Source organism: Photobacterium rosenbergii (assembly GCF_003026455.1).
Taxonomy (GTDB): Bacteria; Pseudomonadota; Gammaproteobacteria; order Enterobacterales; family Vibrionaceae; genus Photobacterium; species Photobacterium rosenbergii.
This window is the reverse complement of record NZ_PYMB01000028.1, coordinates 1-25928: the sequence shown is the minus strand read 5'-3', so window position 1 is coordinate 25928 and position 25928 is coordinate 1. Positions and strand designations below refer to the sequence as shown.

Here is a 25928-nt window from a genome sequence, read left to right as displayed (position 1 = left end):
TCTAACTGAGTTCGAAAATGTGGCAAGTCAAACATTGCCATCTGAGTGTTAGGCGTTAAAGCGCGCGCTCAAAGGCGGCAAAGCTATTCGTTCATCTTTCAGGCGTTGATCATGGTGATAATCTTCACTTGGAATAATTCGCCAACCTTTTTTGAAATGATTATTGAGGGCGCAGGCCAGTTCAAAGAAGCTCCAACGGTCATTGGCATTACTGTCGAGATGATAAAGCCCGGCGTCGTTCCGCTCTATCAATTGTAAAAAGGCGAAAGCCGTATCTTCCATATGTGAGGTTGCGGGAAACCAACCCACACTTGCCCTGATAACCCCATGCTCATTATTCTGTTGTTCTAGGTGAGCCAGCATATTATTGCCTTCCCCCCCGTCATGAAACTGCCAGCCAATCCGGGCAATCATTGCATTGGGGTTCACCTTCCAGATCGCCTCTTCACAACGGATCTTATATTGCCCATATGCGTCTTTTGCATTCCTATCCTGAAAAATTCCGTAGGGGCCATCCTGCTCGCTATCAAAGACCATTGCGGTACTGACAAATAGATAAGGGATTTTTCGCCAGGCACACCGCTGTGCAAGCCATCCCGCCCACTCTTCACTCCCCATCGCCATATGGCACACGGCATCAATATGAAGGCTTTGCCAGAACGATTCACTCCGCTCTTCATCCTCAGGAGAAACATGGTGATGGTTCCACTCTATGACTTCCCAACCACGGAGCCTGAACTGCGCCGCTACTATAGGTCCGAGTGTTCCGGTTAATCCTGTCATTAAAACTGTTTTCATCACGTAGCACTGCCCTTGAAATAGCCCATATCCAGTTAATCACAGCTAATATATTGCTCAATAAAATGCCTGCTATTCCCTGATGCTGGGCACACTTTGTAGCAGCAAAGCGAACCCAATTGCTGTCTGCCTCCAGTTTTGCGCCGAAAATACTGGAACCAACGAATAACAAAAAGGCCGCTGCCGCGACCTTTGTGTGGATATCAATTTGAGGTGTACTCGCTATTCTTCGAGGTGCTCTTCTATTGGCGGTTCAGTGGCCGGCAGGGCATTCCATACAGCCTTGACTAAGGTCGCCAATGGGATAGCAAAGAATACGCCCCAGAAGCCCCACATGCCACCAAACACCAAGACTGCAACAATAATTGCCACCGGGTGCAGGTTAACCGCTTCAGAGAACAGGATTGGTACCAGTACGTTACCGTCCAGGGCCTGGATAATGCCGTAGGCCACCAGCAACCACCAGAACTCGGGGCTGATCCCCCATTGGAACAAACCTACCATCGCCACCGGCAGGGTGACTGCGGCAGCACCGATATACGGGATCAATACCGAGAAACCAACCAACACCCCGAGCAATACCGCATAACGCAAATCCATCAGTGCGAACGTGATGTAACTGACAATACCAACTATAAAGATTTCGGTGACCTTGCCACGAATGTAGTTTGAGATCTGCTGGTTCATTTCTGCCCCAACTTTGCTGGTTAGGCGGCGGTTCTTTGGCAGCAGGCCACTGAGCATCTCGAGCATCTCTTCCTTGTCCTTAAGCAGGAAGAACACCAGCAAAGGGACCAAAATCAGGTAAACGGCCAGGGTGGCTAGGCTAACCAATGACGCCAACGATCCCTTAACGGCACTTTCACCCAACCCAAGCACCTTTTCTCTCAGGGTGACCATAAAGGTAGAGACTTGATGCGGCTGGACAAAATCAGGGTAGCGATCAGGTAGGCTCGATACATATTCCTGCAGACCATTGAACATATTCGGCACATCGGCAATCAAATTACCCACCTGATGCCAAATTGTCGGTACCAGGCCAAATACAGCCATCACCATTACACCGGCAAAAATGAGCAGCACACCCATCACTGACAGCGTTCTTGGTAGCCCCAAGCGTGTCAGTTGCATCACAGGCCATTCAAGCAGGTAGGCGAGGACAATCGCCACCAGCAATGGTGCAATCAGGTTACCGAAGAAGTAGATAGTCAGGAAGCCACCTAACAGAATAGCTACCAAGCTCACGGCGTGGGGATCGGAAAATCGTCGCTTATACCAGCGAGTCAGCATATCCAGCATAAAATGTTTACTGCCTTTTGGTCACAATAATTTCAAGTACCTGTCGGTTGTCCAACTGTACATCAATGATAAAGCCATGGTTTGAGAGGTAGCGGGGAATATCCTGCCGTGCCCCTGTGTCAGTGATATGAATTTCTAGCTTGTCGCCCACATTAAGCGACTGGGCCGCCCTTTTTGCCAATAGCAATGCCATCGGGCAGCGTTCCGTCGTCAAATTAAGCAATACAGGTTCCATTCCGGTATACTGACAAATATCATCCATCAGGTTATTGTAAAGGACATTCGAACGACAAAAAAGAAACCTGTCAAAGGTTTCGCTGTCTGACCTTAGTGAAAAACAGCGTTATTCAGGAAAGATTTAGCCTCGCAGTAGTGCGAATGCAGGAACACGCAACAGAAGGCGGTATCAATTATTACTATGTTTCGATTTGCTAAGGCGCCAGCCTATCTTCTTATCAGTGCTCTACTTGGCACTAGCATTGCGGCTCCGGCCAACGATTTGAGCAGCCTGCCCGATATCGGCACGGCGGCAGCGGCAACGCTCAGCATTGAAAAGGAAATGGAATACGGCGACGCTTATATGCGAATGATCCGGGCTAGTATGCCAGTGATTAGCGACCCGCTCCTATCCGAATATATTAGTGATCTTGGTCACCGCCTCGTCGCCAACGCCAACGATGTCCGAACCCCGTTCAACTTTTTCATGATCCAGAACCGGGATATCAATGCCTTCGCTTTCTTCGGCGGCCATGTTGCTATCCATTCCGGGTTATTCCTCCATGCTAAAACCGAAAGTGAATTAGCCTCGGTTGTGGCGCACGAAATCGCCCACGTCACCCAGCGCCACCTTGCCCGCAGTATGGAAGATCAGGCGAGGAAATCACCGGCCACATTGGCTGCACTAATTGGTTCCATGATGCTAGCCATTGCATCACCGGAAGCCGGTATCGCAGCGATACATGCGACGACGGCAGCATCGGCTCAGGGCCAAATCAACTACACCCGTAGCAATGAAAAAGAAGCTGACCGGATCGGTATAGCCACTTTGTCCAAAGCCGGCTTTGATGTGCAGGCCATGCCACGTTTCTTTGGCCGTCTCGCTGACCAGTACCGCTATGTCAGTACGCCTCCACCAATGTTGCTGACTCACCCATTGCCAGAGTCCCGTATAACGGATAGCCGCAGCCGCGCCAACCAATTCCCGGCCCGGCAAGTCGCAACCTCGAAGCGCTACCAGTTGGCAAGGTCCCGGATCGTCGCCCGCTATGCCGGTATCGACAGTAGTGCAGCCCTTGACTGGTTCGAACGCCAGGAGAAGCGGAGCAATGCCGTAACCAAGGATGCTATCGCCTACGGAAAGGCGCTGGTCTATATCGATTCAGAGCAATACGAGAAAGCCCATGCCTTGCTTGATCCGCTATTAGCCAAAGAGCCAAATAACCGTTTCTATATCGACTCGGCCACTGATCTCGACCTGCATCAGAAGAAATATGACCGTGCCATCAACCGCCTAGAAGCAGCACAGAGGGCTAACCCTAACAACAAGGTATTACGCCTGAACCTGGCCAATGCCCTTCAGGAAGCGGATCGTAACAATGAGAGTATCCCAATCCTTACCCGCTATACCTATGACAACCCGGAAGATCCTAACGGTTGGCACTTGTTAGCACAGGCGCAGGCTGCCAATGGCCGCCGGGATGCCGAACTCGCAGCCAGGGCCGAATTGCTTGCCCTACGCGGGGCATGGGAAAAGGCTATCCAGATGTATATCCAAGCTAGCCAAATTGTTGAAGTCAATTCACTGGATCAGGCCCGCTATGATGCCCGGATAGATCAGCTTCGATTGGCCAGACAGCGCTTTGCTAATCTCTGATCGCGCTCTCAAAGAACAGGGAGCCTAGCATTCCTTCTTGATGACAGCTGTTCTACAATGGGGCAACATCATCAAAACAATTTGTAACCGGCGTGACCAGCACGCCGGTTACCTTTTAGAAGGAAGTACCATGTCAGTCACCATTTACCATAACCCGCGTTGCTCAAAAAGCCGCCAGACCCTTGCGCTATTAGAAGAGAAAGGGATCACCCCAACCATCGTCAAATACCTCGATGACACCCCTTCAGCCGAGCAGATCCAAACCTTGTTGAGCCAGCTGGGCTACACCTCAGCTCGCGAGATGATGCGCACCAAAGAAGCCCTGTACAAAGAGTTGGAGCTTGGAGGCGCAGACATCACCGAGCAGCAACTGATTGATGCAATGGCGGCCAATCCGAAACTGATTGAGCGCCCTATTGTCGTTAACGGTGACCGTGCAGCCATGGGCCGCCCACCAGAGCAAGTCCTAGACATCCTTTAATCTCTCGAGGCGCTTATGCATAGCATTCTCGTGTTGTATTACAGCCGCCACGGCTCCACTCGCCAGCTGGCGCGGCAAATTGCTCGTGGTATCGAGCAGGTTGCTGGCTGCGAGGCTGTATTGCGCACTGTCGCCGAGCTTGGCGCTGACGGTCAACTGCAGCTTGAAGCCACAGGTGATCCGCTAGTGACCAAAACCGACCTGCAGCAATGTGCAGGGCTGGCTCTCGGTAGCCCGGTCCGGTTTGGCAACATGGCCGCGCCGCTCAAGCATTTTATTGACTCAACCAGCGCCGAGTGGCTGAGCGGTACCCTGATCGGCAAACCGGCTTGTGTGTTCACCGCCTCTTCGTCAATGCACGGGGGACAGGAAACCACCCTGCAATCGATGATGCTACCGCTGCTGCATCACGGCATGTTGATTGTCGGCCTACCCTATTCAGAGCCGGCGTTGCATACAACCGGAACAGGAGGGACTCCCTACGGCCCTTCTCACCTCAACCATGAGCAATCGCGCCAGTTGAGTGCAGAAGAGTGTGAATTGGCCCAAGCCTGTGGTAAACGTCTGGCGGAAACTGCCTGCAAATTACAAGGATAGAAGTCATGACCGTCATGCAGAAAAAAACGCGCTTGCTACGCTATAGCGCCGTTTCCAGCAACCTAGGCCTATTGGCTTGGGTAGCCTTATGGCAAGCCAGCCTTTCCCCGCACCCACACCTCAATAACATGGTAATGGCGCTGGTCTGGATGGCTCCCTTGCTACTTCCGCTCAAGGGGATTTTAGCGGGCAAGCCTTATACTCATGCCTGGGCCAACTTCATCCTGATGTTCTATTTCCTCCATGCCCTGACCATCTTGTGGATCGATGACGGTGAGCGCTGGCTGGCACTGATTGAGTTATCACTGACAACTGCAGCTTTCATAGCCAATATTTTGTTTGCCCGCCACCGTGGCAGGGAGTTGGGCCTCAAGCTGAAAAAGCTCTCCCTGGTCGAAAAAGAGGAAAGGGCCCGCCATGAAGGGCAATAGCGCTAGGCGTTAGGCGTTAGGCGTTAGGCGTTAGGCGTTAGGCGTGATAAACAAAACGGTGGCCTTGGCCACCGTTTTTTAATGTCACAATAATTTGCTTAGGCTGCCACTTACAGCGCAACCGATGTTGACGCTGAATTCGACCAGCTAAAGACCGCTGCCTGTTTGGCTGGCTTTACTTCGAGCTGCGTATTCACAGCTTGTGGCTCACCATCCAGTTGTTCGGTGCCAGAAACATCTACCTCTGATGACTCATCACCCTCTGGGGCTGGCTGATCTGCTGGGGCCTGAGTCGAGATATCAGTTGCTCGCAGCATACCTTCTGGCTGTGGTGCAGGTTCATACTGCTCCGCCACTGGCGCAGTGACCGCTGATAGGCGGCTGTCCTGGCTCAGTTCACGCTGGAACACATCTTCAGTACTTAGCAGTTGAACCGTAAACTCAACACGGTTTCCCTGAATACGGTAAGCATTCACTCCGGCTACCGATGTCAGGTTGGTGATCAAACGCTCCAAGGTAAAGAAATCTTTCGATGATTGGATATTCTCAACTACTACTGCCAACTGACCACTGGTATCGCCACCTAGCGGCACTGCATATTTAGCCCCAAGGATATCGGACACGCTATCGACCATCTGGCCGACCGCTGTCACCGTTTCACCGCTGTTACGGCCTTCGGATGGAGCGACCTGGTTACGGGCAAGCTGGTCGATATTTCCACTGTAAAGCTGCCAATTCAGCGCAACTTGTTCGTCATCTTGCTGGCGGGCACGTACCACAAGCACGGCTTGCGGCTGGTAGCGTTGGCTAGTTGTTGCGATCGGCTGGACAAAGCCACCCCAGATATCTGGCGTGCTGATAGCCGTGACATCTTCAAAATCACCGATTGGCATCATCACGGGCACACCGCGGCGATCGCCTTCGCTCTGGATAAGCTTGGCTAAATCGTTATTAGACTGATCCCAGATAATGTTACGGCTGCGGTTAGCATCTTCCACCAACCATACCAACACACTCGGGCGCTGTTCACTCCAGAAGGTTGAGTTGGCCTGAGTCAGCAGGGTACGGATACGGCTACGATCAAAAGTCAGCAGCAAGGTGCGCTGGCCATCTCGGTTGGCATAGCTGAACTGGCTGACGTATTGGCTACTGCTTCCAAGCGCTTTGGCAACGACTTCGTTCTCAACGATGTCACTCTGCCCCGATACCTTGATCAGTACCTGCTCTAGGGCCTGCTTCCTGGCTGCTTGTTCGGATTGGCGATCCGTATCAGGCAAGGCAACCTGCGCCTGATAAAGGTTAGTCACCGTGGCTGCCTTCAACGGCAAAGCCAAAAGTGCCAAGAAAAGTAATGCAATACGCAACATAAAGTACTCATTATCACTAAAGTTAATGCCCGATCATAAATTGAACATATCTTGCGGGGCAACTGCTACGAACACAAAAAAATCATTCAATTGTATTTTTCTGTTCCTAACTTTTTATAAGTCTTTGCTATATGACAATAATCAACGTCAATGTTCTGTAAGATTTCATTACATACATCACAAAATTATGCTGAGATCCTTTTTTGGCACATTTTGCCGATTAGCCGTAGGTAAACGGTTGCCCCTGTGATAACATTCCGCGATTTTTTTTACAGACAGGGTGGAAATCAACCATGATGCAGATATTACAGGGTGCCCAAATGCTTTTCGTTGCATTTGGTGCATTGGTTCTGGTACCGCTTCTTACCGGGCTGGATCCTAACGTTGCCCTCTTTGGTGCCGGTATCGGTACTCTCCTCTTTCAAGTCATCACCAAACGCTCCGTCCCTATCTTCCTCGCCTCCTCTTTTGCTTTTATTGCCCCTATTATGTATGGCGTACAAACCTGGGGGATCCCTGCGACCATGGGTGGCCTAATGATGGCCGGTGTAATCTACGTTTGTATGGGTGCCATCATCAAGGTGCGCGGCGTAGCGATTATCCATAAACTGCTACCACCGGTTGTGGTTGGCCCGGTGATCATGGTTATCGGCTTGGGACTGGCACCAGCGGCGGTCAACATGGCGCTGGGTAAAACCGGTGATGGTGCAGTGCAGTTGGTCAACGGGGATGCTGCTTTATGGATCTCAGCGATTTCACTGCTTGTGACCATCGGCTTCAGCGTCTTTGCCAAAGGCTTTTTCAAGCTTGTCCCGATTATGGCTGGTATTGTGGCAGGCTACTTAGTTAGTCTTGGCTTCGGCGTGGTTGACTTCACACCAGTGCAGCAGGCTGCATGGTTAGCGCTACCTAACTTCACTTTCCCTGAGTTCAACATCAATGCCGTGCTATTCATGATCCCAGTTGCCATTGCCCCTGCCGTTGAGCACGTTGGCGATATGCTGGCTATTTCTAACGTCACCGGTAAAGACTACCTGAAAAAACCAGGCCTGCACCGCACCATGGCAGGTGACGGGGTAGCAACAATGGCTGCTTCGATGTTCGGCGCGCCGCCAAACACCACTTACTCAGAGGTGACCGGTGCCGTAATGCTGACCAAAGCCTTTAATCCCGTGATCATGACCTATGCTGCTGTCACAGCACTGGTTCTGGCGTTTGTCGGTAAGCTAGGTGCCGTGCTGCAAACCATCCCTGTGCCGGTAATGGGCGGTATTATGATCCTGCTGTTTGGCTCAATTGCCACCGTTGGCCTCAATACCCTGATCAAAAACCAAGTTGACTTGCACAAGGCTCGTAACCTAGTCATTGTGGCGGTAACACTGGTATTTGGTATCGGTGGTATGGCTTTCGGTATCGGCGAGTTCAGCCTACAGGGTGTGAGCTTGTGCGGTATTGTGGCAATCCTGCTGAACCTTATCTTGCCGGATGACCTTGGTGAGAACCATGTGGTCGATAATGCTCAAATGGAAGCGTCAGACAAATAAACGATAAACCGTTAACCGGGTACCAGGTGTTAATGACCCCATACCCGGTTAGTTTAGGTATCGAGCACATAAAAAAAGCCGGATAACAATCCGGCTTTTTGTTTTTTCAGCGGTGCTTTAGAAGTTATTTAGTACCGAAGATTTTGTCACCCGCATCGCCAAGACCCGGTACGATGTAGCCCTTGTCGTTTAGCTTCTCATCGATAGCGGCAGTGTATAGCTCGACATCTGGGTGTGCTTTCTCAAGCGCTGCAATACCTTCAGGCGCGGCCACCAACACTAGAACTTTGAACTGCTTACAGCCTTGCTCTTTCAGCAAGTCTAGAGTAGCAATCATAGAGCCACCCGTTGCCAGCATAGGGTCAACAACCAGCGCGATACGCTCGTCGATGTTAGATGCTAGCTTGTTGAAGTAAGGAACTGGCTCAAGTGTTTCTTCGTCACGGTAGATACCAACCACACTGATACGGGCACTTGGCATATGCTCAAGTACGCCGTCCATCATGCCTAGGCCGGCACGAAGAATTGGCACAACTGTGACTTTTTTACCTTTGATCTGATCAATTTCAACTGGACCATTCCAGCCTTCAATGGTAACTTTTTCTGTTTCGAAGTCTGAAGTCGCTTCATACGTCAGCAAGCTGCCAACTTCCGTTGCTAGTTCACGGAAACGCTTAGTGCTGATGTCACCTTCGCGCATAAGACCAATCTTATGTTTTACTAGTGGGTGTTTAACCTCAACGACTTTCATCTCTGACTCCTGGCAAATAAATTTCAAAAAATCGCACTATTATACACTAGACCATTTACGCTCTGGTAGGGGTGCAGCTGTTATTTGCTCAGGAAACACCCAGTGACAAATATTGACGCAAACGTTTTCCTTTCCGCCCTGACTGCTGTTATCATACCCCCGCTTTTTTACTTTAATACGTTGAGGAAACTCCTGTGAGCGGCAATAACTCTTCTCTTAGCTACAAAGATGCTGGTGTTGATATCGATGCAGGTAATGCATTAGTTGATCGTATTAAAGGGGTGGTAAAACGCACCCACCGTCCAGAAGTGATGGGCGGTATTGGCGGCTTTGGCGCATTGTGCAGCCTGCCGACCAAGTACAAAGAGCCAGTTTTGGTATCTGGTACAGACGGTGTTGGAACAAAACTGCGCCTGGCAATGGATCTGAACAAGCACGACACTATCGGTATCGATCTGGTTGCTATGTGTGTCAACGATTTGATCGTACAAGGTGCCGAGCCACTGTTCTTCCTTGATTACTACGCAACAGGCAAGCTGGACGTTGATACAGCAGCTGACGTAGTAGCCGGTATCGGTGAAGGTTGTATCCAGTCTGGCTGTGCACTAATCGGTGGTGAAACCGCTGAAATGCCTGGCATGTACCACGGCGAAGACTACGATGTTGCCGGCTTCTGTGTCGGTGTGGTTGAGAAAGCTGACATCATTGATGGCAGCAAAGTGGCAGAAGGCGATGCACTTATCGCTGTCGCTTCAAGCGGTCCACACTCGAACGGCTTCTCGCTGATCCGTAAGATCATTGAGGTTTCAAATGCTGACCTAAGCCAGGAGCTAGAAGGCAAAGCCCTATCTGAGCACCTACTAGAGCCAACTAAAATCTACGTTAAGTCGACCCTGAAGATGATGGAAAGCTGTGATGTTCACGCGATTTCCCACATCACAGGTGGTGGCTTCTGGGAAAACATCCCGCGCGTACTTCCTGAAGGTGCCAAGGCAGTCGTTGATGGTAACAGCTGGCAGTGGCCTGCGGTATTCAACTGGCTACAGCAAGCTGGTAACGTGGACACGTACGAGATGTACCGTACCTTCAACTGTGGTGTTGGTCTGGTGATTGCCCTGCCAAAAGAGCAGGCAGAGCAAGCAATCAGCATCCTAAATGCCGAAGGCGAGCAAGCATGGCTACTAGGCCACATTGCTAACGCTAACGAAGGCGAAGAGCAGGTGGAGATCCTGTAAGCGATGAAGAATATCGTTGTTCTTATCTCAGGCAACGGCTCTAACCTTCAAGCGATGATTGATGCCTGCGAGTCAGGCATCATCAAGGACGCCCGCATCAGTGCGGTGTTGTCCAACAAGGCTGACGCTTACGGATTAGAGCGTGCCCGCCAAGCAGGTATTGATGCTCTGCATCTTTCTGCGGCTGACTATGCTGATCGTGCGGCTTTTGACCAAGCCATGGCCGAGCGCATTGACAGCTACCAGCCCGATCTTGTGATCCTCGCTGGCTTCATGCGCATCCTCAGCGGCGAATTTGTTCGTCACTATGAGGGTCGGATGCTTAATGTCCACCCTTCCCTGCTACCGAAATACACTGGTCTTAATACCCACCAGCGGGCTATCGATGCCGGGGACAGCGAGCATGGTACCAGCGTCCATTTCGTTACTGAGGAACTCGACGGCGGTCCGGTGATCCTCCAGGCCAAGGTGCCAATCTTTGCCGGTGACGATGCCGAGGAAGTAATGGCACGCGTGCAGGAGCAGGAACACCGTATCTACCCGATGGTTGCCAACTGGTGCCTGCAAGACCGTGTTGTAATGACAGACGGAAAAGCGGTACTAGATGGGCTGATATTGCCCCTGTCCGGCTATGCGACCGATGAGTGATCGGGATTGTTAGCAAACAGTACAGATACAAAAAACGCGACCTAAGGTCGCGTTTTTTATTTATCTGGCTTGATATTACAGCGTGCGGTTGAAGACCTGCTCGCCCAAGTGGAAAACATTGAACTCGCCAACTTCCATCTTGTGCCAACTTTCATCATTGGTCAGCGGCTGGGTAGCAATTACCGTCACGACATCGTTCGGCGTCGTCTCCTGATGGAAGTCAATAGTGACATCCTCATCAATCAGTGAGGCCTTGCCAAATGGTGCTCGGCGAGTGATCCAATGCAAGTTGTTAGTGCAATAGGTAAGTACATACTCACCATTACTCAATAACATATTGTATACGCCCAACTCACGCAGCTTGTCGCAACTCTCCGCCAGTAGGTGATAGACGGCCTCCCAGTCATCCGGCGTATCCGGGAACCTGTCGTCTAGCTGCTTGAGCAGCCAGCAAAAAGCGATTTCACTGTCGGTATCCCCAACCGCCTTGAAGCGACCGGTATCCAGTTCGTCGTACCCCGTCAGCTGGCCGTTATGGGCAAAGGTCCAGTACTGCCCCCATAACTCACGGGTAAACGGGTGGGTATTTTCCAAGCTCACGCCGCCACGGTTTGCCTGCCGGATATGACTGACCACCGCACAGCTCTTTATCGGGTATTCCTGTACCAACTCTGCAATACGCGATTTGCTGCTTGGGTTTGGGTCCTTGAAGGTCCTAAACCCCTTGCCCTCGTAAAAGGTAATCCCCCAGCCATCACTGTGCGGGCCAGTATTCCCGCCACGCTGCATCAAGCCGGTAAAACTAAAGCAAATATCTGTTGGCACATTGGCGCTCATGCCAAGTAATTCACACATAGTCCTTTATGCCCTTCCTCTGTTGCACCAGTCATCGAGACTGGATTATTCCGCCATTTCTTTTTCGATAAGCATGATCAAGATATGGATGATCTTGATATGTACTTCTTGGATACGATCAGCATAGCCGAAATGCGGCACGCGAATTTCTACATCAGCCAAGCCTGCCATCTTACCGCCGTCTTTACCAGTCAGGGCAATCACTTTCATCCCCTTGGCCTTGGCCGCTTCAATCGCTTTCAAGATATTACCGGAATTACCCGAGGTCGACAGGCCAAACAGAACATCACCCTGCGAACCGACCGCTTCAAGGTAGCGCGAAAAGACCGACTCATAGCCGAAGTCATTACTCACGCAAGACAGGTGGCTCGGATCTGAAATCGCAATCCCCGGGTAGCCCGGACGGTTTTCACGGTAACGTCCCGTTAGCTCTTCGGCAAAATGCATCGCATCACAGTGAGATCCACCGTTACCACAAGACAACACCTTGCCACCTTGCTTAAACGACTCGGCCAGAAGTTTGGCAGCTGCTTCGATATCAGCAATATTCTTGTCATCGCTTAAAAAACGGTTGAGGACGTCTGCCGCTTCCGTCAACTCGGCGCGGATGGTGTCTTGATACATAGGACCTTCTCTGTCTTATCAAAAATTATTATCAACTAGCAGTGTACAAAGAAACGCTTGGAAGTGTCGACTCCTTAGATTGAACATTGTGAGTCTTTAGCGCCAAATGTTCACGTAATGAGTCGGCAGAGCCACAGCAAGCGACATTATCCACGGCCAGAAGACCGGCTGATGCTAACTTCTTCTCAATATGCGCAGCCACACCAAGCAAGTAAACCGGGTAATCGCGGATCCGGTCAATGGCATTTTCCAATGCATGAATTGCGGTAATGTCGATGGTGCTGACATCACTGAAATCCAGCACCACCGCCTGGGTGTCCGGTGCCGTGTAGTCAATCACCGACAAGGCTTTTTCACTAGCGGCAAAGAACAGTGGACCATTGATATCATACACGACAACATCTTCGCCAAAATTCTGGTGCGGGTGTCCACCCGATACCTTGTTAACGGTGGTCAATGATGCAATTCGCTGGATAAACAGCACACCTGCTAGAAGCAGCCCCACCACCACAGCCACTACCATGTCAAAGACAACAGTTAGGGTGAAACAGGTAAGCAATACGGCCACATCCCTGCGTGGTGCCACTTTTAGGGTATGAACAAAGTGCGGCGCCTCAGACATGTTCCATGCCACCATGATTAGCAGGCCAGCCAACGCACTCATAGGGACATAAGAAAGCATCGGGGCCAAAGCTATCATTGCAGCCAGTACAAACAGAGCATGGACTATGGCAGAGATTGGCGAAAATGCCCCAGCACGGATGTTGGTCGCGGTACGGGCAATGGCAGCAGTAGCCGGGATCCCGCCAAAGAAAGGGACCACGATGTTTGCCAGACCCTGTCCAACCAGTTCAGCATTGGGGTTATGCTTGGTCCCGGTCATGCCATCGGCAACGACCGCACACAGTAAGGACTCGATACAACCTAACATGGCAATGGTAAATGCAGCTGGCAGCAGCTCAATCACTAGATCCCATGAAAAATGACCACCCTGCCAAGGCATCACTAACTGCGGCAATACCTGTGGGATCCCCTGACCAACCAAGTCACCAATTTGATAATGGAATTTCTCACCCAATAGGCCGACATGGTTATCCCCCATCTGGTTGACAAACAAAGCCACCAAAGTGCCCGCTAAAAGTGCAACAACGTGGGCAGGAACCTTGGTCTTTAGCTTGGCCCAAAGGATGAAGACAGCAATCGTTACCAAACCCACCAACGCATCCGCCATGTTCAGCGTTGGCATGGCACTGGCGTACGCCACCACCTTTTCCGGGAAATGAATAGGATTCGTTGCGACGCTAAGGCCAAGCAAATCTTTAAGCTGCAAGAAAGCAATCGTGAGGCCAATACCGGCAGTAAACCCTGTTGTGACAGGATACGGCACATAGGCCACCAGCTGACCAAGGCGCAAGACGCCCATGAGTAACAAAATCACCCCGGACATCATAGTCGCCAGCATTAAGCCTGAAAGGCCATACTGCTGGGTGATAGGCAAAAGGATCACCACAAACGCCGCTGTCGGGCCGGTGATATTAAAACGGGAGCCACCCAACAGTGCAGCCAATAGGCCAGCTACGATAACAGTATAAAGACCATGCTGCGGCGGGACACCGACTGCAATTGCCAAAGCCATGCCCAAAGGAATAGCTACCACACCGACGGTGACGCCAGAAACAATATCGGATCTTAATGACGAAAGAGAGAAACCGTCACGCCACGCCTGTCTAAACGCATCAAATAACAACACGGAAATAACCCCTTACCAGCCAAACAGGAACGCCAAAAGCCAAATGCGGCTTGTTACCGTTTGGTGAAAAGAAAATGAAGAATTGTAAGTAGTCGTCATCCCGAGAATGGGATCCGGCGGGCAACTGTCAGTCGGAGTTCGGGAAAGGCAACAATCTGAAAAGGCCACTTTGCGTCGCCCTGCTCGTTCCTTGAAGATTCACGAAAATGCCGGCTTCGATGCCGAGATCCTAGTAATACGTGAGCTATGTCACGGGATCTTAATTGTATGAGGAATTAACGCAAGTACTTTTTTCCTTCCCGCTGATCTCGATCAATCCCTTATTTTACAAGCAGTGACAAGACATCTTTACGTAACTCCCCACTTTCAGAACGGAAAATTATTTTACATTTCATTAAAAACAACATTACACTTATCACAAGTGGTTAGACCTCTTACCTTGCATAAAATGTACCCAAAATATAATAAAGCAACGCCCAAATAAGGAGATTGAAAATGGTTACACTCGTGTACCTACTGGGGCTGATTGGTATAACCGGTGTGCTGGCTTACCACCGGGCAAACCTGCGCACCTTCACCCTGGCTATTGCTGCGGCACTGGCTGCGGGCACCTTACTTGATATTACCGGTCAGTCCAGCTGGCTGGCTTTCCTTGCTATTGCTATACCGCTAAACATTACTTCCCTACGCCGCTCACTGCTAAGCCGTCGTGCACTCGAGGCATTCAAGAAAGTGATGCCTGAAATGTCACGCACTGAAAAAGAAGCCATTGATGCCGGTACAGTTTGGTGGGAAGCGGACCTGTTCCGTGGTGCTCCTGATTGGAACAAGCTGCATGATATCCCTGCCCCGCGCCTAAGCACGGAAGAAAAAGCTTTCCTTGACGGTCCAGTCAACGAAGTGTGCCGTATGGTCAATGACTTCCAGGTCACCCATGAACTGGCCGACCTGCCACCGGAAGTCTGGCAATATCTGAAAGACCACAAATTCTTCGCCATGATCATCAAAAAAGAGTACGGCGGTTTGGAGTTTTCAGCCTATGCCCAATCACTGGTGCTACAAAAACTGACCGGTGTTTCTGCCGTATTGTCATCGACAGTAGGGGTACCTAACTCACTAGGCCCTGGTGAACTGTTACAGCACTACGGGACCAAAGATCAAAAGAATCATTACCTACCTCGCCTTGCCGAAGGTAAAGAAATCCCTTGTTTTGCCCTGACCAGCCCAGAAGCGGGTTCTGATGCCGGATCTATTCCTGATTTCGGTATCGTCAAGAAGGGGATCTGGCAAGGGGAAGAAGTGCTGGGTATGGAACTGACCTGGAACAAGCGCTATATCACTCTAGCCCCTGTCGCCACTGTTCTTGGTCTGGCGTTCAAGCTATTCGACCCCGACCATCTTCTTGGGGACGAAGAAGAGCTGGGGATCACTTGTGCCCTGATCCCGACCGATATTGATGGCGTCGATATTGGCCGCCGCCACTTCCCGCTGAATATCCCGTTCCAGAATGGTCCGACACAAGGCGACAAGGTTTTTGTGCCTATCGATTTCATCATTGGTGGCCAAGAAATGGCTGGCCAAGGCTGGCGGATGCTAGTTGAGTGTTTATCTGTCGGTCGTGGTATCACATTGCCTTCAAATTCAACTGGCGGCCTGAAAACCGCTGCATTGGCAACAGGTGCCTATGCCCGCATCCGTCGCCAATTCAAACTGCCTATTGGTAAGATGGAAGGTATTGAAGAGCCATTGGCCCGTATCACAGGTAACGCTTATGTGATGGATGCTGCCAGCAACTTTACCGTTGCCGGTATCGACCTTGGCGAAAAACCTTCGGTGATTTCGGCAATAGTGAAATACCACTGTACCCACCGTGGCCAGCGCAGTGTCATCGACGCGATGGATATTGTTGGCGGTAAAGGGATCTGTATGGGACCGAGTAACTTCCTCGCCCGAGGTTACCAAGGTGCACCGATTGCCGTTACCGTGGAAGGGGCCAACATCCTTACCCGCTCGATGATCATCTTTGGTCAGGGGGCGATCCGTTGCCACCCTTATGTCCTCAATGAGATCAACGCGGCATACGACGAAGATGCAGAAAAAGCGCTGCAGGAATTTGATAAATCGCTGTTCGGCCATGTCGGCTTTGTGATCAGCAATATGGTCCGTTCATTCTGGTTCGGCCTGACTGATGGTCGCGGCTCGGCAGCGCCGAGAAAAGATCAAACCACCCGTTACTATCAGCAACTCAACCGCTACAGTGCCAACCTGGCTCTGCTGGCAGATATCTCTATGGCTGTACTGGGTGGCTCGCTCAAGCGCAAAGAACGTTTGTCAGCCCGCTTAGGTGATGTGTTGAGCCAACTATACTTGGCTTCGGCAACACTCAAGCGTTACACCGATGAAGGTGCGAAAGCCGAAGATCTGCCATTGGTACACTGGGGGCTGCAAGATGCGCTTTACCAAACCCAGGAAGCCTTGGATGAATTCTTGCGTAACTTCCCTAACCGTCCTGTCGCGGCACTGCTTCGTGCCATGGTGTTCCCGCTTGGCCTAGGCCGTGTTCGCCCATCCGACAAACTGGATCACAAGCTGGCTAGGATCATCCAGACCCCGAGCGAAACCCGCAGCCGTATTGGCCGCAACCAGTACCTCGAAGCAACAGCCAACAACGCAGTGGGTATGATCGAAGCGACATTAAGCGATATCCTTGCTGCCGAACCAATCTACGACCGTGTCTGTAAAGCCACAGGTAAGAAAATGCCGTTCATGCAGCTGGACAAAGTGGCCGAGAAAGGGCTTGAACTCAATGTCATCAACCCTGAAGAAGCCGAGCTTCTCTGCCGTGCCGAGGAAGGTCGACTTCGCACGATCAACGTCGATGACTTCGATCCTCAAGAGCTTGCTGCTAAGCCTTACCAACCGACACCTAAGGAAATAGCGGCTTAATCCATATCGACATGAAGCAAAAAGGGAAGCCATTGCCGGCTTCCCTTTTTATTTGTCTCATTCTGTAAGGTAGTCCTTAGCTTCCAGGCACGCTGAGCTCAGCACTTTCCATCGCTTTCTTCACTTTGCGCTTGCGCCAAAGCACGGCAGCGACGACCACCAGCACAATTACGACAACATTGGCGAGGGCGATAACTTTTATTGCTTTGGCACGACTGGCCTGACGTTCTGCCTCTAACCGGGCAAACTCCGCCTGCCGCTCCTTAGCCTCTTGCTGTTCACGGAAAGCATTGAGGTTACGATCGAGCTGTAATTCAGCCTGAACTGCAAAATGGCTTTGGGGTATCTGGAAAATCAGTTCCCGCTCGCTGAAATTATCGGTCGCATAGAGCCATCCCGACCATGTATAACGCCCCGGTAACTTCCCATTAGGTAGCCATACCGTCAGCCTTTCCTCATCAGGCAAAGCCGCTTGCTGGCTAATAGTGGTTTCACCTTCAAAGCTAACCTGCTCAATATGGGCAGCCAGCGAGCCGGTCTTCAATGTACCTTCTTCGCCAGTAATGACCACTTGGTGAGCTTCTTCTTGTCCCCGCCCCTGAATAAAACTAGCATTGATCGGTGGAGGGTAAACCAACACTTCTTGCTCGAAGGTACGAAGAAAAATACCGTTGCTGGAACTGACCTTGACCGTGTACTTCCCCGGCTGAAGCTCTACAGGAAGGGCAACCGTAAACTCCCCATCGCCGGCCACCTCGTCAAATCCCTGACCATCATCGGCAAAGGTCCCCATTGGAATAGGCATCGGCAAGGCTTCTTTAGGGAGTTCATCGGGGTTCTCGATATATTCATAGAACACCACGGATAAGCTGACACGGTCGAGGAAATCGCGCAACTGTAACGGTTGGCCGTTTTGGCTCAGGCGGGCGGTAAATTTGATGGTTTCCGATTGATAGAGCCTTGCCGGTAGGTTGTCGACATCCAGCTTCAAATCGGACAGGACGGTAATTTGATTTTTCGGGCTCACCTTACCAACGGCCTGCCACGGCCCGGGCATTGGGTTCTCGATAGAGATGATATCCATCCCCGTCTCTTCATACCAAGAGACGTTGTCAGGATGGCGCCAGGCGTAATACTTTTGACCATCGGGGCGGACCAATACGACGGAGTTACTCTTCTGGTCGCGCTTGACCATAAAAGAGACCTGCTGCACCGTAGGATCTACACGAAAGCGATTATCCAGCCATGACATCACCGTACTGCCGTCAGCCCACGATAACGTTGGCCATAACAACAGTTGCGGCCACACCAGCAATAGCAACCATAATCGCTTCATCATACCCTTACTGACGCCACATCACGTCACCCTTCTTGTCGATAATATCCAAACGCGCTTCATGCGCTTGTATTTCATCGGCAGAAGCTCGGATAACCTTTAGCGCTTTTCGCCCGGAAGCCAGACGCCGGATCGCATTTTCTGCACCAGCATCACTTTCTTCACTGCCGCTGCTAAGAGCTAAGGATGTCTGGCCACCTGTCATCATCAGGTAGACATCGGCCAGGATCTCGGCATCGAGCAATGCCCCGTGGAGGGTACGGTGTGAGTTATCAATACCATAACGGGAACAGAGCACGTCAAGGTTGTTACGCTTACCTGGGAATAGGCGCTTGGCCATATCCAAGGTATCGGTCACCTTGCAGAAATCCTCTGTTTTGCCTATTGAGGGATCAAGCTTACCGAACTCGTAGTCCATAAAGCCGATATCGAAGGGCGCATTGTGGGCCACCAACTCAGCCCCCTGGATGAAGTCCATGAACTCCTGGTGCACGTCACCATAAGTCGGTTTATCCACCAAAAACTCATCGGTAATACCGTGGACATCAATCGCCTCGGCATCGATTTCGCGATCTGGCTTGATATAGACGTGGAAAGTATTGCCCGTAAGCTTACGGTTGATGATCTCCACGGCACCGATCTCGACAATGCAGTGCCCTTCATAGTGAGGACCGGTCATATTCATACCGGTTGTTTCAGTATCGAATACGATTATGCGTTCATTAGTGGCTTTCATAGTAACGATTGTGTCAGACTAAAGTTTTAACTAAGACGAATACTACCAAATATGACGAAGCAGGTAGAAATTTTCACGGACGGTTCTTGTCTCGGCAACCCGGGGCCGGGAGGCTATGGTACCGTGTTACGCTATAAACAGCATGAAAAAGAGCTCAGCGAAGGCTTTTTCATGACCACCAACAACCGTATGGAGCTTCTCGCTGCGATTGTCGGTTTGGCGAGCCTGAAAGAGCCTTGTCAGGTAGATCTCACCACCGATAGCCAATATGTTCGCCAGGGTATCACCCAATGGATCCACAACTGGAAAAAGCGCGGGTGGAAAACGGCCGACAAAAAGCCGGTAAAAAATGCCGACCTTTGGCAGCGCCTCGATAACGAAACCCAACGCCACCAGGTCAGTTGGCACTGGGTGAAAGGCCATGCCGGCCACCCTGAAAACGAGCGCTGTGATGAACTGGCCCGCACAGCTGCCGAATCACCAGACAAAGACGATACCGGCTATCAGGCTAGCTAGCCAAAGTATGAGTTAGCACTTCTGCTTGCGGGATGCCTTAGTGCGGCAGTTCATGCCTAATGGAGCCAACTGCCGCCTCAATTTCCACGTCGGTTTAATCGGCTTAAGAGGCACAGTCCGCTTCCTCGCGACAATCAGGTACATACTGCCTACCGACGATAAGCTATCAGATACCATCCCTTCCACCCAGGCTGAACATGCTTGGTGGCGGGTGGCAGGCAATATCGCAAAGTTCTCATGGAAGACAACTTCGTAGTTCAAAACCCCTAGCCAGTCTTTAACCCGCATCGGCATGAACATCCGCCCTTTCCAGGGAAAACGCTTACGGTTCCATGGTAAAAGGCCGCGCATTCCCAACGCACTAACCGGGTTATTACCACTAATCAGGATATAGCCGTCGTCGACAATCACCCGGTCAACCTCCCGCAGCAGCCGGTGGGGATCGCTGCAATAATCTAATTGATGGGCAATCACACAGGCATCAAAGGCCTTCTCGACAAATGGCAAGGCAAAGGGATCCGCCACAACATTATGCAGAGGGTTGAACTTATCAATGCAAATCTGATGCTGGATGTTACAATGGCCACTGGCCAATTCGCAGCTTAGCCCACCCAGCTTCAGCATATGGTAGCCAAACAGTTTGGGCCACCATTCATCTAGCTGGGCTTGCAGTAGCTCTGCTGCCCATTCACCATTGACCACTTGTGACCAGGTGTGTGGTGGTTCGATATGTTTTAGTATGCGGGCTGGCTTCATAGCAATTCCAAACTAAGTCGATGCTCAATAGCAAAAAAAGCCGGAGAAACAAAGATGCTGACCATTAAAAGCATACCTGCATTCAATGACAATTACATCTGGCTGATTCACAGTCCGGATAACCACTGTGTGGTGGTCGACCCCGGTGATGCCACTCCGGTGCTGGCGTTCCTGGAGCAAGAGCAGCTGGAGCTTGATGCCATCCTGATCACCCACCACCACCATGACCATATCGGTGGGATCAGCGAACTCAAGCGCCGTTACCCGAATATCCATATCGTCGCCCCTTCAGCCGAACCTATCCCGGGTGTATCGCAATCCGTTGACGATGGCGACCAGGTTGAAATCTTCGGCGAGCGCTTCATGGTACTGGGTGTACCGGGCCATACTGCAGGCCACGTCGCCTACGTTGGCGACGGCAAGCTATTCTGCGGCGATACCCTATTCTCTGCCGGTTGTGGCCGCCTGTTCGAAGGGACCGCTGAGCAAATGTACAACTCGCTACAGAAGCTAAGCGCCCTGCCGGATGAAACCGAAGTGTACTGCGCCCATGAATATACCAGTAGCAACTTGGCCTTCGCTCTAGTGGCAGAGCAGGACAACCCGCACTTGCAGCGTTACCGCGAAGAAGTCAGCAGAATGCGGGCACAGGGGATTAGCACCATCCCTAGCACTTTGAAACAAGAAAAATTGATTAATCCCTTCCTGCGCTGTGACCAGCTGAGTATCAAAAAATCAGTGGCAAATAAAGCAGTTAACGATAGCGATGTAGAAACCTTTGCTGCACTGCGCCGTTGGAAAGACGAATTTTGACCTGTGTCACTTGTAACTAAGGTGGTTGGACAAGTATTATCTCCAACTATTTTGGCTATAGGCTGGACACATGAAAACCCGATTTTTTTTGGCGAGTGCGCTACTTCTGGCTGGTTGCCAAATTACTAATACGACAAATACAGTAGAAGAAAAAACAAACACAACAAATAATGACCCTGCGGCCCAAGTTGCCCCAACAGCAACAACAAAAACAACACCTAAGCCGCAGGTCGTTGTCCCTAAGAAAATTCCAACCCCTCAGGAGCAACAAGATGTGTGGGAACGCATCAGCATGCAGCTGAGGGCGGATATCCCTAATGACCAACGCGTCATCCACTACCGAGACTGGTACCTCCGTCACCCAAGCCACCTCAATACCGTAGCCCAGCGAGCCGAACCATTCCTCTATATGATCACCGAGGAAATCGAAAAGCGTGATCTTCCGCTTGAGCTTGCCCTGTTACCGATTGTTGAAAGTTCATTCGACCAGTTTGCCTACTCCCATGGCCGGGCAGCGGGTCTGTGGCAAATCACAGCACCGACAGGCCGCAGTTTTGGCCTTGAGCAAAACTGGTGGTATGACGGTCGTCGTGACGTAGTGGAGTCAACCCGTGCCGCGTTGGACCTACTCGAATACCTCAACCGTAAGTTTGACGGTAACTGGCTCCACGCCCTTGCTGCCTACAATACCGGTGAAGGCCGAGTATTCCGTGCGATCCGCAATAACAGGGCAGCAGGTAAACCGACTGACTTCTGGTCGCTCGACCTGCCACGTGAAACCAGCGACTATGTACCTAAACTGCTTGCTGTTTCTGACGTGATCCAGAACCGTGACAAGTACGGCATCAGTATCCCTGCAATCGACAACGAACCTGCAGTGAAACTGGTTAAGCCTAAGACCCAAATGGATCTGGCGATGGCAGCAAAGTTTGCCAATGTTTCTCTTGATGAGATCCAACGCCTGAACCCCGGCTACAACCGCTGGGCGACCGCTCCTGAAGGCCCGAGCCACCTGTTACTGCCAGTCAGCAAGGTCGACAAGTTCAATGCTGCCTTTGCAGAGAATGGTCACCGTGGCATGAAAGTGATCCGCTACGAGGTCAAACCGGGCGATACCCTGAGTGTGCTGGCCCGCAAACATAAGACCACGACCAAGCAGATCCAGCGTGCCAATAATATGAGCGGCACCAATATCCGTGTTGGCCGCCACATCCTTATCCCGGTTGCGATGCAAGATGGCGAGACTGTTGCTGCCCGCATGGCAAACAACACCCAGCAAAGCCACGGCAGCGGTTACCGTACAACCTATACTGTCCAGTCTGGCGATAGCCTGTGGACCATTGCCCGCCAACAAAAAGTGTCTATTGACCAGATCACCCGATGGAACGGGATCAGCAAGAACTCGCCGCTTCGCGTTGGCCAGAAGCTGACCCTATGGAAATCGAGTGAGACAGGTGGTGTGATCCGCACGGTTTACTACAAGGTTCGCTCTGGTGACAACCTGAGTACCATTGCCCAGCGCTATAAGGTGAAAGTTGCCGATGTCGTGAAATGGAACCAGATCAATGGCCAGAAGTACCTGAAACCGGGACAGCAATTAAAGCTTTATGTTGATGTTACCAAGGTAAGTGTATGACGCCTTCCAAAAACCCGTTTGTTGCGGTTCTCGATACCTTCCGCTCACCGATTGACTGCTTTGCTGCCGTCCATGAACGCCCTAAATGGGCGTTCCTTCCCTATTTGTTGATCATTGTTGGTCCGTTCTTCTTTTGGGGGGGCTACTTCAACCATGTCGACATGGACTGGTTACAGCAAACTCTGATGATGCAACTTCCGAACGTCGAGCAACAGGTACAGGAAGCCTGGTTGACTAAGGAAGTGCTTTTAGCTGGTGAAGTGTTCAGTGATTTCTTTGGCCGGACGGCCGCGATTTTTGTTTTGGCGCTATGGTTGAACCTGGCTACCAAGAGCAATAGCTACAAGCACAGCTTTGGTAAGTGGTTGGCTGCTGCATGCTTTATTATGCTGCCAGCGGTCATCGGTGACTTGGCCAGCTACTTGAATGCGGTGTTCAATACGGCCAACTTCTTGCCAAACGCAGCGGATCTCAACAGCCTCAACGGGTTCTTGAAGCTACCACTCAACCACCCTTGGTCGGCATTTGCGACCACCGCCCCTCTGTTGGCACCATGGTATATCGCGCTTAGCTATGCAGCGGTTGCCGCATGGACTGACTTTGACCGTGCCAAATGTATCATTGTTGCCGCCTTGCCATGGCTGCTGACACTGATCGTCTGGCCGATAATGATTATTGCAGCCTAAAGTTGGCAATGATCGGGTTATGATCAGAGGCATCGGTTGACGGTGCCTCTGCGCTTACTAAATCTAGCCCTCGGTAGTACAGGTGATCGAGTGGCTTGCCAAACACCTTCACCCTTTGGTCGCGGCGCAACACCGCATCTTCCAAGCCTAAGCTCCGGGCAAACTCATCGACAACGTCCAATCTTGCCTGTCGCCAGGTATTGAAGTCACCGGCTAGGATCACCGGGCCAATATGCTTATCCAACACCCGCTTGAGAGTATGGAACTGCTCCTTGTACTCTTCCAAGCCTAGGGCAAAGTTAACGCCATGCAAGTTAACGACCGCCAGAGTCTGGCCATTTGAAAGCACAAACTCGGACAACAAAGCCGATTTTGGCAAGCGCAACCAAGGTTCCATAGCCAAGTAAGCACAGGTCGTCTTGGCATTAACCGAAGACAAGTTCATCACACCCGCCGGGGTATTGAGGAACTTGAAGGCATTGGCCATTCTGACTTTCCATTGGGTATCGTCCAGGTAATCTTTTAGCTCAGCGGTCAGGCTCGCTTCTTGGAGCAATACCAACCCGCTATTTTGGCTGAACCTTTCCAGTTCGCTGCGCCAGTTGTCCTTCTGTTGCTTGTAGATATTCCACACCGAAACCGAAAACGAACCATCGTTATCCAGCGGCATGGCCACATCGCTTTTTATACAGTTGAACGAGAACTGTGGTGCCAACACATTGGCACTGACCTCAGGGACTTCGGACACATCAAATGACAAGCCCGTGCTGAGCCCCAAGGCTCCTGCGACAACCCCCAATCCTGCTACAACCTTGGTATAACGCGACATCTAACCTACCCAACCAACAACTGACTTAAAACAAGCTACCACAGTAAGGAAAGCGGCCTATTGGCCGCTTTGAGTATCAGTAATGACTACCGTTGTCATAATATGCTGACGGCGTCAGCGCTGAGAATATTACCGCAACATCCTGTTCTGGCTCTTCAAGTTCAGCACGCACAGCCTTGGTGATAAGCTCAGCAACCTGATCCTGAACTTCCTGGCCACGATCAAACCACAGCACCTCCACAAACGGGTAGGCATCGGATACCTCACCATCAAAAATGAAAGTGGTTGAGATATGCTCAAGGGTAAAATCCTCACGAGGACAAGCCATAAGCGGCTGCAGATCGTCAACCAGTTTGGTCGACAGCGCCTTCACATGATCAAATTCAACGGCTCTGAAACGCAGGTGCGGCATGGTAACTCCAATTTTGCTTAACCTGAAAAAGCCACAAGATACCATCTAACACATCTTTTTCGCAGCTATTTTTGTCAATTTCGGGTCAAACACTGTACACAAACCACCCCATTCAAAGTGTTTCACATTTCAAATCAAGTGATATTTTGCTACCATCAAACACAAATAAAACACCGTTCAATTTAAAGATCCAGCAATACTATGTTTAAGAAAATACTGCCCTTACTGGCACTCAGCCTTGTTGTCACCACACAAGCCCATGCGGCAAGCAATAATACTGATCAGCGAATCAAAGAGCTGGAATACCAAATTCGCTTGCTGACCCAACGGGTAGATAGCCTTGAAAGGGAGCTTGATCACAAACAAGATTACGATCGCCATGACCGAATGTACCAATGCAAAATGAGCATCTTTGGCGAAACATATAAAGGCCGTTCATCCAGCCGGGGCAAGGCAATTGCTAAGGTCGTCAACCAGTGCATCAGTGATCATGATGAAATGTTCTGCCGCCCGGAAGCGGTCAGCTGCAAAAACTATTGATTCATAATACGCCCTCACTTGAGGGCGTATTTTTTGAAAAGCAACAAGCGTAAAAAAGCCCCAGCCTTTCGACTGAGGCTTAAATATGGCAGGGGTGGACTGGGCCGGCATCCCGGAGATTCGAACGCCCAACACGCGCTGTTTTTGGTGTTGGCGGAATCCGCTGCTCTGCCAATTGCAAATACGAAAAAGGCTCTAGCATTTCTGCTAGAGCCTTGAAGATGGCAGGGGGGACTGGGCCGGCACCCCGGGATTCGACCGGGCTGGCGCTCCAGCTCCCAACATTGCTTCAAAGAAGCAACAGACGCAAAAAAGCCCCAGCATTTCTGCTGAGGCTTAAATATGGCAGGGGTGGAGAGATTCGAACTCCCAACACGCGGATTTGGAATCCGCTGCTCTGCCAATTGGAGCTACACCCCTGTAGTTATTTTAAAGACTTAACTTTGTCTGAATAAGTGGCGGAGCGGAC

The 25928-nt window shown here is 51.0% G+C and carries 26 protein-coding genes and 1 tRNA gene; 13 read left to right on the top strand and 14 right to left on the bottom strand.

Features of this window, described 5'->3' with window-relative positions; all coding sequences use genetic code 11:
* Positions 1 to 48: 48 nt before the first annotated feature.
* From C9J01_RS26000 to C9J01_RS25990, 3 genes are all read right to left on the bottom strand, one after another.
* Positions 49 to 798: a sugar nucleotide-binding protein gene (locus tag C9J01_RS26000; protein ID WP_107300998.1), complete on the bottom strand. Its 750-nt coding sequence runs from the start codon at positions 796 to 798 to the stop codon at positions 49 to 51.
* Between the two features lie 222 nt (positions 799 to 1020).
* The gene (locus tag C9J01_RS25995) at positions 1021 to 2097 is read right to left on the bottom strand and encodes an AI-2E family transporter (RefSeq protein WP_107300997.1); all 1077 of its coding nucleotides are present in this window, start codon (positions 2095 to 2097) and stop codon (positions 1021 to 1023) included.
* A gap of 7 nt (positions 2098 to 2104) precedes the next feature.
* Positions 2105 to 2332: a sulfurtransferase TusA family protein gene (locus tag C9J01_RS25990; RefSeq protein ID WP_107300996.1), complete on the bottom strand. Its 228-nt coding sequence runs from the start codon at positions 2330 to 2332 to the stop codon at positions 2105 to 2107.
* Between the two features lie 183 nt (positions 2333 to 2515).
* On the opposite strand from C9J01_RS25990, the gene bepA reads away from it, so the two are divergent.
* The 4 genes from bepA to C9J01_RS25970 all read left to right on the top strand — a co-directional run bounded on the left by bepA (position 2516) and on the right by C9J01_RS25970 (position 5479).
* Complete coding sequence (bepA, locus tag C9J01_RS25985; protein ID WP_107300995.1) at positions 2516 to 3970, top strand: beta-barrel assembly-enhancing protease; 1455 nt, start codon at positions 2516 to 2518, stop codon at positions 3968 to 3970.
* 130 nt (positions 3971 to 4100) lie between these two features.
* Positions 4101 to 4451: an arsenate reductase (glutaredoxin) gene (gene arsC / locus C9J01_RS25980; RefSeq protein ID WP_107301021.1), complete on the top strand. Its 351-nt coding sequence runs from the start codon at positions 4101 to 4103 to the stop codon at positions 4449 to 4451.
* Positions 4452 to 4466: 15 nt separating this feature from the next.
* Positions 4467 to 5048, top strand: coding sequence for an NAD(P)H:quinone oxidoreductase (wrbA, locus tag C9J01_RS25975; protein ID WP_107300994.1), 582 nt, complete (start codon positions 4467 to 4469; stop codon positions 5046 to 5048).
* 5 nt (positions 5049 to 5053) lie between these two features.
* Positions 5054 to 5479, top strand: a complete 426-nt coding sequence (locus tag C9J01_RS25970; protein ID WP_107300993.1) for a DUF2069 domain-containing protein — start codon at positions 5054 to 5056, stop codon at positions 5477 to 5479.
* A 110-nt stretch (positions 5480 to 5589) separates the two neighbouring features.
* Here C9J01_RS25970 and C9J01_RS25965 read toward each other — a convergent pair whose 3' ends face one another.
* A complete protein-coding gene (locus tag C9J01_RS25965; RefSeq protein ID WP_107300992.1) occupies positions 5590 to 6846 on the bottom strand; it encodes a DUF2066 domain-containing protein in 1257 nt (418 codons plus the stop codon).
* Between the two features lie 293 nt (positions 6847 to 7139).
* On the opposite strand from C9J01_RS25965, the gene C9J01_RS25960 reads away from it, so the two are divergent.
* On the top strand, positions 7140 to 8390 hold the full coding sequence (locus C9J01_RS25960; RefSeq protein ID WP_107300991.1) for a uracil-xanthine permease family protein: 1251 nt from the start codon (positions 7140 to 7142) through the stop codon (positions 8388 to 8390).
* A gap of 124 nt (positions 8391 to 8514) precedes the next feature.
* On the opposite strand, the gene upp is transcribed toward C9J01_RS25960, so the two are convergent.
* Complete coding sequence (upp, locus tag C9J01_RS25955; RefSeq protein ID WP_044622620.1) at positions 8515 to 9141, bottom strand: uracil phosphoribosyltransferase; 627 nt, start codon at positions 9139 to 9141, stop codon at positions 8515 to 8517.
* A 194-nt stretch (positions 9142 to 9335) separates the two neighbouring features.
* Here upp and purM point away from each other — a divergent pair, with 194 nt between their 5' ends.
* Together purM and purN are read left to right on the top strand one after the other, a co-directional pair.
* On the top strand, positions 9336 to 10376 hold the full coding sequence (gene purM, locus C9J01_RS25950) for a phosphoribosylformylglycinamidine cyclo-ligase (RefSeq protein ID WP_107300990.1): 1041 nt from the start codon (positions 9336 to 9338) through the stop codon (positions 10374 to 10376).
* Positions 10377 to 10379: 3 nt separating this feature from the next.
* The gene (gene purN, locus C9J01_RS25945; RefSeq protein WP_107300989.1) at positions 10380 to 11024 is read left to right on the top strand and encodes a phosphoribosylglycinamide formyltransferase; all 645 of its coding nucleotides are present in this window, start codon (positions 10380 to 10382) and stop codon (positions 11022 to 11024) included.
* Positions 11025 to 11099: 75 nt separating this feature from the next.
* On the opposite strand, the gene C9J01_RS25940 is transcribed toward purN, so the two are convergent.
* Genes C9J01_RS25940 through dauA form a run of 3 tightly spaced genes read right to left on the bottom strand, consistent with a single transcriptional unit; the run spans position 11100 to position 14253 of the window.
* A complete protein-coding gene (locus tag C9J01_RS25940) occupies positions 11100 to 11879 on the bottom strand; it encodes a class II glutamine amidotransferase (protein WP_107300988.1) in 780 nt (259 codons plus the stop codon).
* A 45-nt stretch (positions 11880 to 11924) separates the two neighbouring features.
* A complete protein-coding gene (gene lpcA, locus C9J01_RS25935) occupies positions 11925 to 12503 on the bottom strand; it encodes a D-sedoheptulose 7-phosphate isomerase (RefSeq protein WP_107300987.1) in 579 nt (192 codons plus the stop codon).
* 31 nt (positions 12504 to 12534) lie between these two features.
* On the bottom strand, positions 12535 to 14253 hold the full coding sequence (dauA, locus tag C9J01_RS25930) for a C4-dicarboxylic acid transporter DauA (RefSeq protein ID WP_107300986.1): 1719 nt from the start codon (positions 14251 to 14253) through the stop codon (positions 12535 to 12537).
* Positions 14254 to 14748: 495 nt separating this feature from the next.
* On the opposite strand from dauA, the gene fadE reads away from it, so the two are divergent.
* Positions 14749 to 17199, top strand: a complete 2451-nt coding sequence (fadE, locus tag C9J01_RS25925) for an acyl-CoA dehydrogenase FadE (protein WP_107300985.1) — start codon at positions 14749 to 14751, stop codon at positions 17197 to 17199.
* Positions 17200 to 17275: 76 nt separating this feature from the next.
* Here fadE and C9J01_RS25920 read toward each other — a convergent pair whose 3' ends face one another.
* Positions 17276 to 18538, bottom strand: coding sequence for a TIGR03503 family protein (locus tag C9J01_RS25920; protein ID WP_107300984.1), 1263 nt, complete (start codon positions 18536 to 18538; stop codon positions 17276 to 17278).
* A 4-nt stretch (positions 18539 to 18542) separates the two neighbouring features.
* Positions 18543 to 19271: a DNA polymerase III subunit epsilon gene (gene dnaQ / locus C9J01_RS25915; RefSeq protein ID WP_107300983.1), complete on the bottom strand. Its 729-nt coding sequence runs from the start codon at positions 19269 to 19271 to the stop codon at positions 18543 to 18545.
* Between the two features lie 51 nt (positions 19272 to 19322).
* On the opposite strand from dnaQ, the gene rnhA reads away from it, so the two are divergent.
* The gene (gene rnhA, locus C9J01_RS25910; RefSeq protein WP_107300982.1) at positions 19323 to 19787 is read left to right on the top strand and encodes a ribonuclease HI; all 465 of its coding nucleotides are present in this window, start codon (positions 19323 to 19325) and stop codon (positions 19785 to 19787) included.
* A 12-nt stretch (positions 19788 to 19799) separates the two neighbouring features.
* Here the strand turns inward: rnhA and C9J01_RS25905 are convergent, their stop codons facing one another.
* The gene (locus C9J01_RS25905; protein WP_107300981.1) at positions 19800 to 20543 is read right to left on the bottom strand and encodes a methyltransferase domain-containing protein; all 744 of its coding nucleotides are present in this window, start codon (positions 20541 to 20543) and stop codon (positions 19800 to 19802) included.
* A gap of 54 nt (positions 20544 to 20597) precedes the next feature.
* Here C9J01_RS25905 and gloB point away from each other — a divergent pair, with 54 nt between their 5' ends.
* The 3 genes from gloB (at position 20598) to C9J01_RS25890 (ending at position 23678) form a co-directional block, all read left to right on the top strand.
* Entirely contained in the window at positions 20598 to 21356 is a 759-nt protein-coding gene (gloB, locus tag C9J01_RS25900; protein WP_107300980.1) for a hydroxyacylglutathione hydrolase, read from the top strand.
* 70 nt (positions 21357 to 21426) lie between these two features.
* Positions 21427 to 22992 (top strand): lytic transglycosylase, encoded by a 1566-nt coding sequence (locus C9J01_RS25895; RefSeq protein ID WP_107300979.1) that lies wholly within the window; start codon positions 21427 to 21429, stop codon positions 22990 to 22992.
* On the top strand, positions 22989 to 23678 hold the full coding sequence (locus tag C9J01_RS25890) for a Yip1 family protein (protein ID WP_107300978.1): 690 nt from the start codon (positions 22989 to 22991) through the stop codon (positions 23676 to 23678). The genes C9J01_RS25895 and C9J01_RS25890 overlap by 4 nt, the downstream gene beginning before the upstream one ends.
* Here C9J01_RS25890 and C9J01_RS25885 read toward each other — a convergent pair.
* Both C9J01_RS25885 and C9J01_RS25880 read right to left on the bottom strand, forming a co-directional pair.
* A complete protein-coding gene (locus tag C9J01_RS25885; protein WP_107300977.1) occupies positions 23665 to 24507 on the bottom strand; it encodes an endonuclease/exonuclease/phosphatase family protein in 843 nt (280 codons plus the stop codon). The two genes, C9J01_RS25890 and C9J01_RS25885, sit on opposite strands and share 14 nt — an antisense overlap.
* A gap of 76 nt (positions 24508 to 24583) precedes the next feature.
* Positions 24584 to 24919, bottom strand: a complete 336-nt coding sequence (locus tag C9J01_RS25880) for a DUF1904 domain-containing protein (protein ID WP_107300976.1) — start codon at positions 24917 to 24919, stop codon at positions 24584 to 24586.
* A 201-nt stretch (positions 24920 to 25120) separates the two neighbouring features.
* On the opposite strand from C9J01_RS25880, the gene C9J01_RS25875 reads away from it, so the two are divergent.
* Entirely contained in the window at positions 25121 to 25459 is a 339-nt protein-coding gene (locus C9J01_RS25875; RefSeq protein WP_107300975.1) for a hypothetical protein, read from the top strand.
* 343 nt (positions 25460 to 25802) lie between these two features.
* Here C9J01_RS25875 and C9J01_RS25870 read toward each other — a convergent pair.
* A tRNA-Trp gene (locus C9J01_RS25870) sits at positions 25803 to 25879 on the bottom strand.
* Positions 25880 to 25928 lie beyond the last annotated feature (49 nt).

What these genes read in the sequence shown, in the direction of transcription:
- C9J01_RS26000 (WP_107300998.1), bottom strand. Translation starts at nt 798, where the DNA reads ATGAAAACAGTTTTAATGACAGGATTAACCGGAACACTCGGACCTATA.
- C9J01_RS25995 (WP_107300997.1), bottom strand. Translation starts at nt 2,097, where the DNA reads ATGCTGGATATGCTGACTCGCTGGTATAAGCGACGATTTTCCGATCCC.
- C9J01_RS25990 (WP_107300996.1), bottom strand. Translation starts at nt 2,332, where the DNA reads ATGGAACCTGTATTGCTTAATTTGACGACGGAACGCTGCCCGATGGCA.
- bepA (WP_107300995.1), top strand. Translation starts at nt 2,516, where the DNA reads ATGTTTCGATTTGCTAAGGCGCCAGCCTATCTTCTTATCAGTGCTCTA.
- arsC (WP_107301021.1), top strand. Translation starts at nt 4,101, where the DNA reads ATGTCAGTCACCATTTACCATAACCCGCGTTGCTCAAAAAGCCGCCAG.
- wrbA (WP_107300994.1), top strand. Translation starts at nt 4,467, where the DNA reads ATGCATAGCATTCTCGTGTTGTATTACAGCCGCCACGGCTCCACTCGC.
- C9J01_RS25970 (WP_107300993.1), top strand. Translation starts at nt 5,054, where the DNA reads ATGACCGTCATGCAGAAAAAAACGCGCTTGCTACGCTATAGCGCCGTT.
- C9J01_RS25965 (WP_107300992.1), bottom strand. Translation starts at nt 6,846, where the DNA reads ATGTTGCGTATTGCATTACTTTTCTTGGCACTTTTGGCTTTGCCGTTG.
- C9J01_RS25960 (WP_107300991.1), top strand. Translation starts at nt 7,140, where the DNA reads ATGATGCAGATATTACAGGGTGCCCAAATGCTTTTCGTTGCATTTGGT.
- upp (WP_044622620.1), bottom strand. Translation starts at nt 9,141, where the DNA reads ATGAAAGTCGTTGAGGTTAAACACCCACTAGTAAAACATAAGATTGGT.
- purN (WP_107300989.1), top strand. Translation starts at nt 10,380, where the DNA reads ATGAAGAATATCGTTGTTCTTATCTCAGGCAACGGCTCTAACCTTCAA.
- C9J01_RS25940 (WP_107300988.1), bottom strand. Translation starts at nt 11,879, where the DNA reads ATGTGTGAATTACTTGGCATGAGCGCCAATGTGCCAACAGATATTTGC.
- lpcA (WP_107300987.1), bottom strand. Translation starts at nt 12,503, where the DNA reads ATGTATCAAGACACCATCCGCGCCGAGTTGACGGAAGCGGCAGACGTC.
- fadE (WP_107300985.1), top strand. Translation starts at nt 14,749, where the DNA reads ATGGTTACACTCGTGTACCTACTGGGGCTGATTGGTATAACCGGTGTG.
- C9J01_RS25920 (WP_107300984.1), bottom strand. Translation starts at nt 18,538, where the DNA reads ATGATGAAGCGATTATGGTTGCTATTGCTGGTGTGGCCGCAACTGTTG.
- dnaQ (WP_107300983.1), bottom strand. Translation starts at nt 19,271, where the DNA reads ATGAAAGCCACTAATGAACGCATAATCGTATTCGATACTGAAACAACC.
- rnhA (WP_107300982.1), top strand. Translation starts at nt 19,323, where the DNA reads ATGACGAAGCAGGTAGAAATTTTCACGGACGGTTCTTGTCTCGGCAAC.
- C9J01_RS25905 (WP_107300981.1), bottom strand. Translation starts at nt 20,543, where the DNA reads ATGAAGCCAGCCCGCATACTAAAACATATCGAACCACCACACACCTGG.
- gloB (WP_107300980.1), top strand. Translation starts at nt 20,598, where the DNA reads ATGCTGACCATTAAAAGCATACCTGCATTCAATGACAATTACATCTGG.
- C9J01_RS25895 (WP_107300979.1), top strand. Translation starts at nt 21,427, where the DNA reads ATGAAAACCCGATTTTTTTTGGCGAGTGCGCTACTTCTGGCTGGTTGC.
- C9J01_RS25890 (WP_107300978.1), top strand. Translation starts at nt 22,989, where the DNA reads ATGACGCCTTCCAAAAACCCGTTTGTTGCGGTTCTCGATACCTTCCGC.
- C9J01_RS25885 (WP_107300977.1), bottom strand. Translation starts at nt 24,507, where the DNA reads ATGTCGCGTTATACCAAGGTTGTAGCAGGATTGGGGGTTGTCGCAGGA.
- C9J01_RS25880 (WP_107300976.1), bottom strand. Translation starts at nt 24,919, where the DNA reads ATGCCGCACCTGCGTTTCAGAGCCGTTGAATTTGATCATGTGAAGGCG.
- C9J01_RS25875 (WP_107300975.1), top strand. Translation starts at nt 25,121, where the DNA reads ATGTTTAAGAAAATACTGCCCTTACTGGCACTCAGCCTTGTTGTCACC.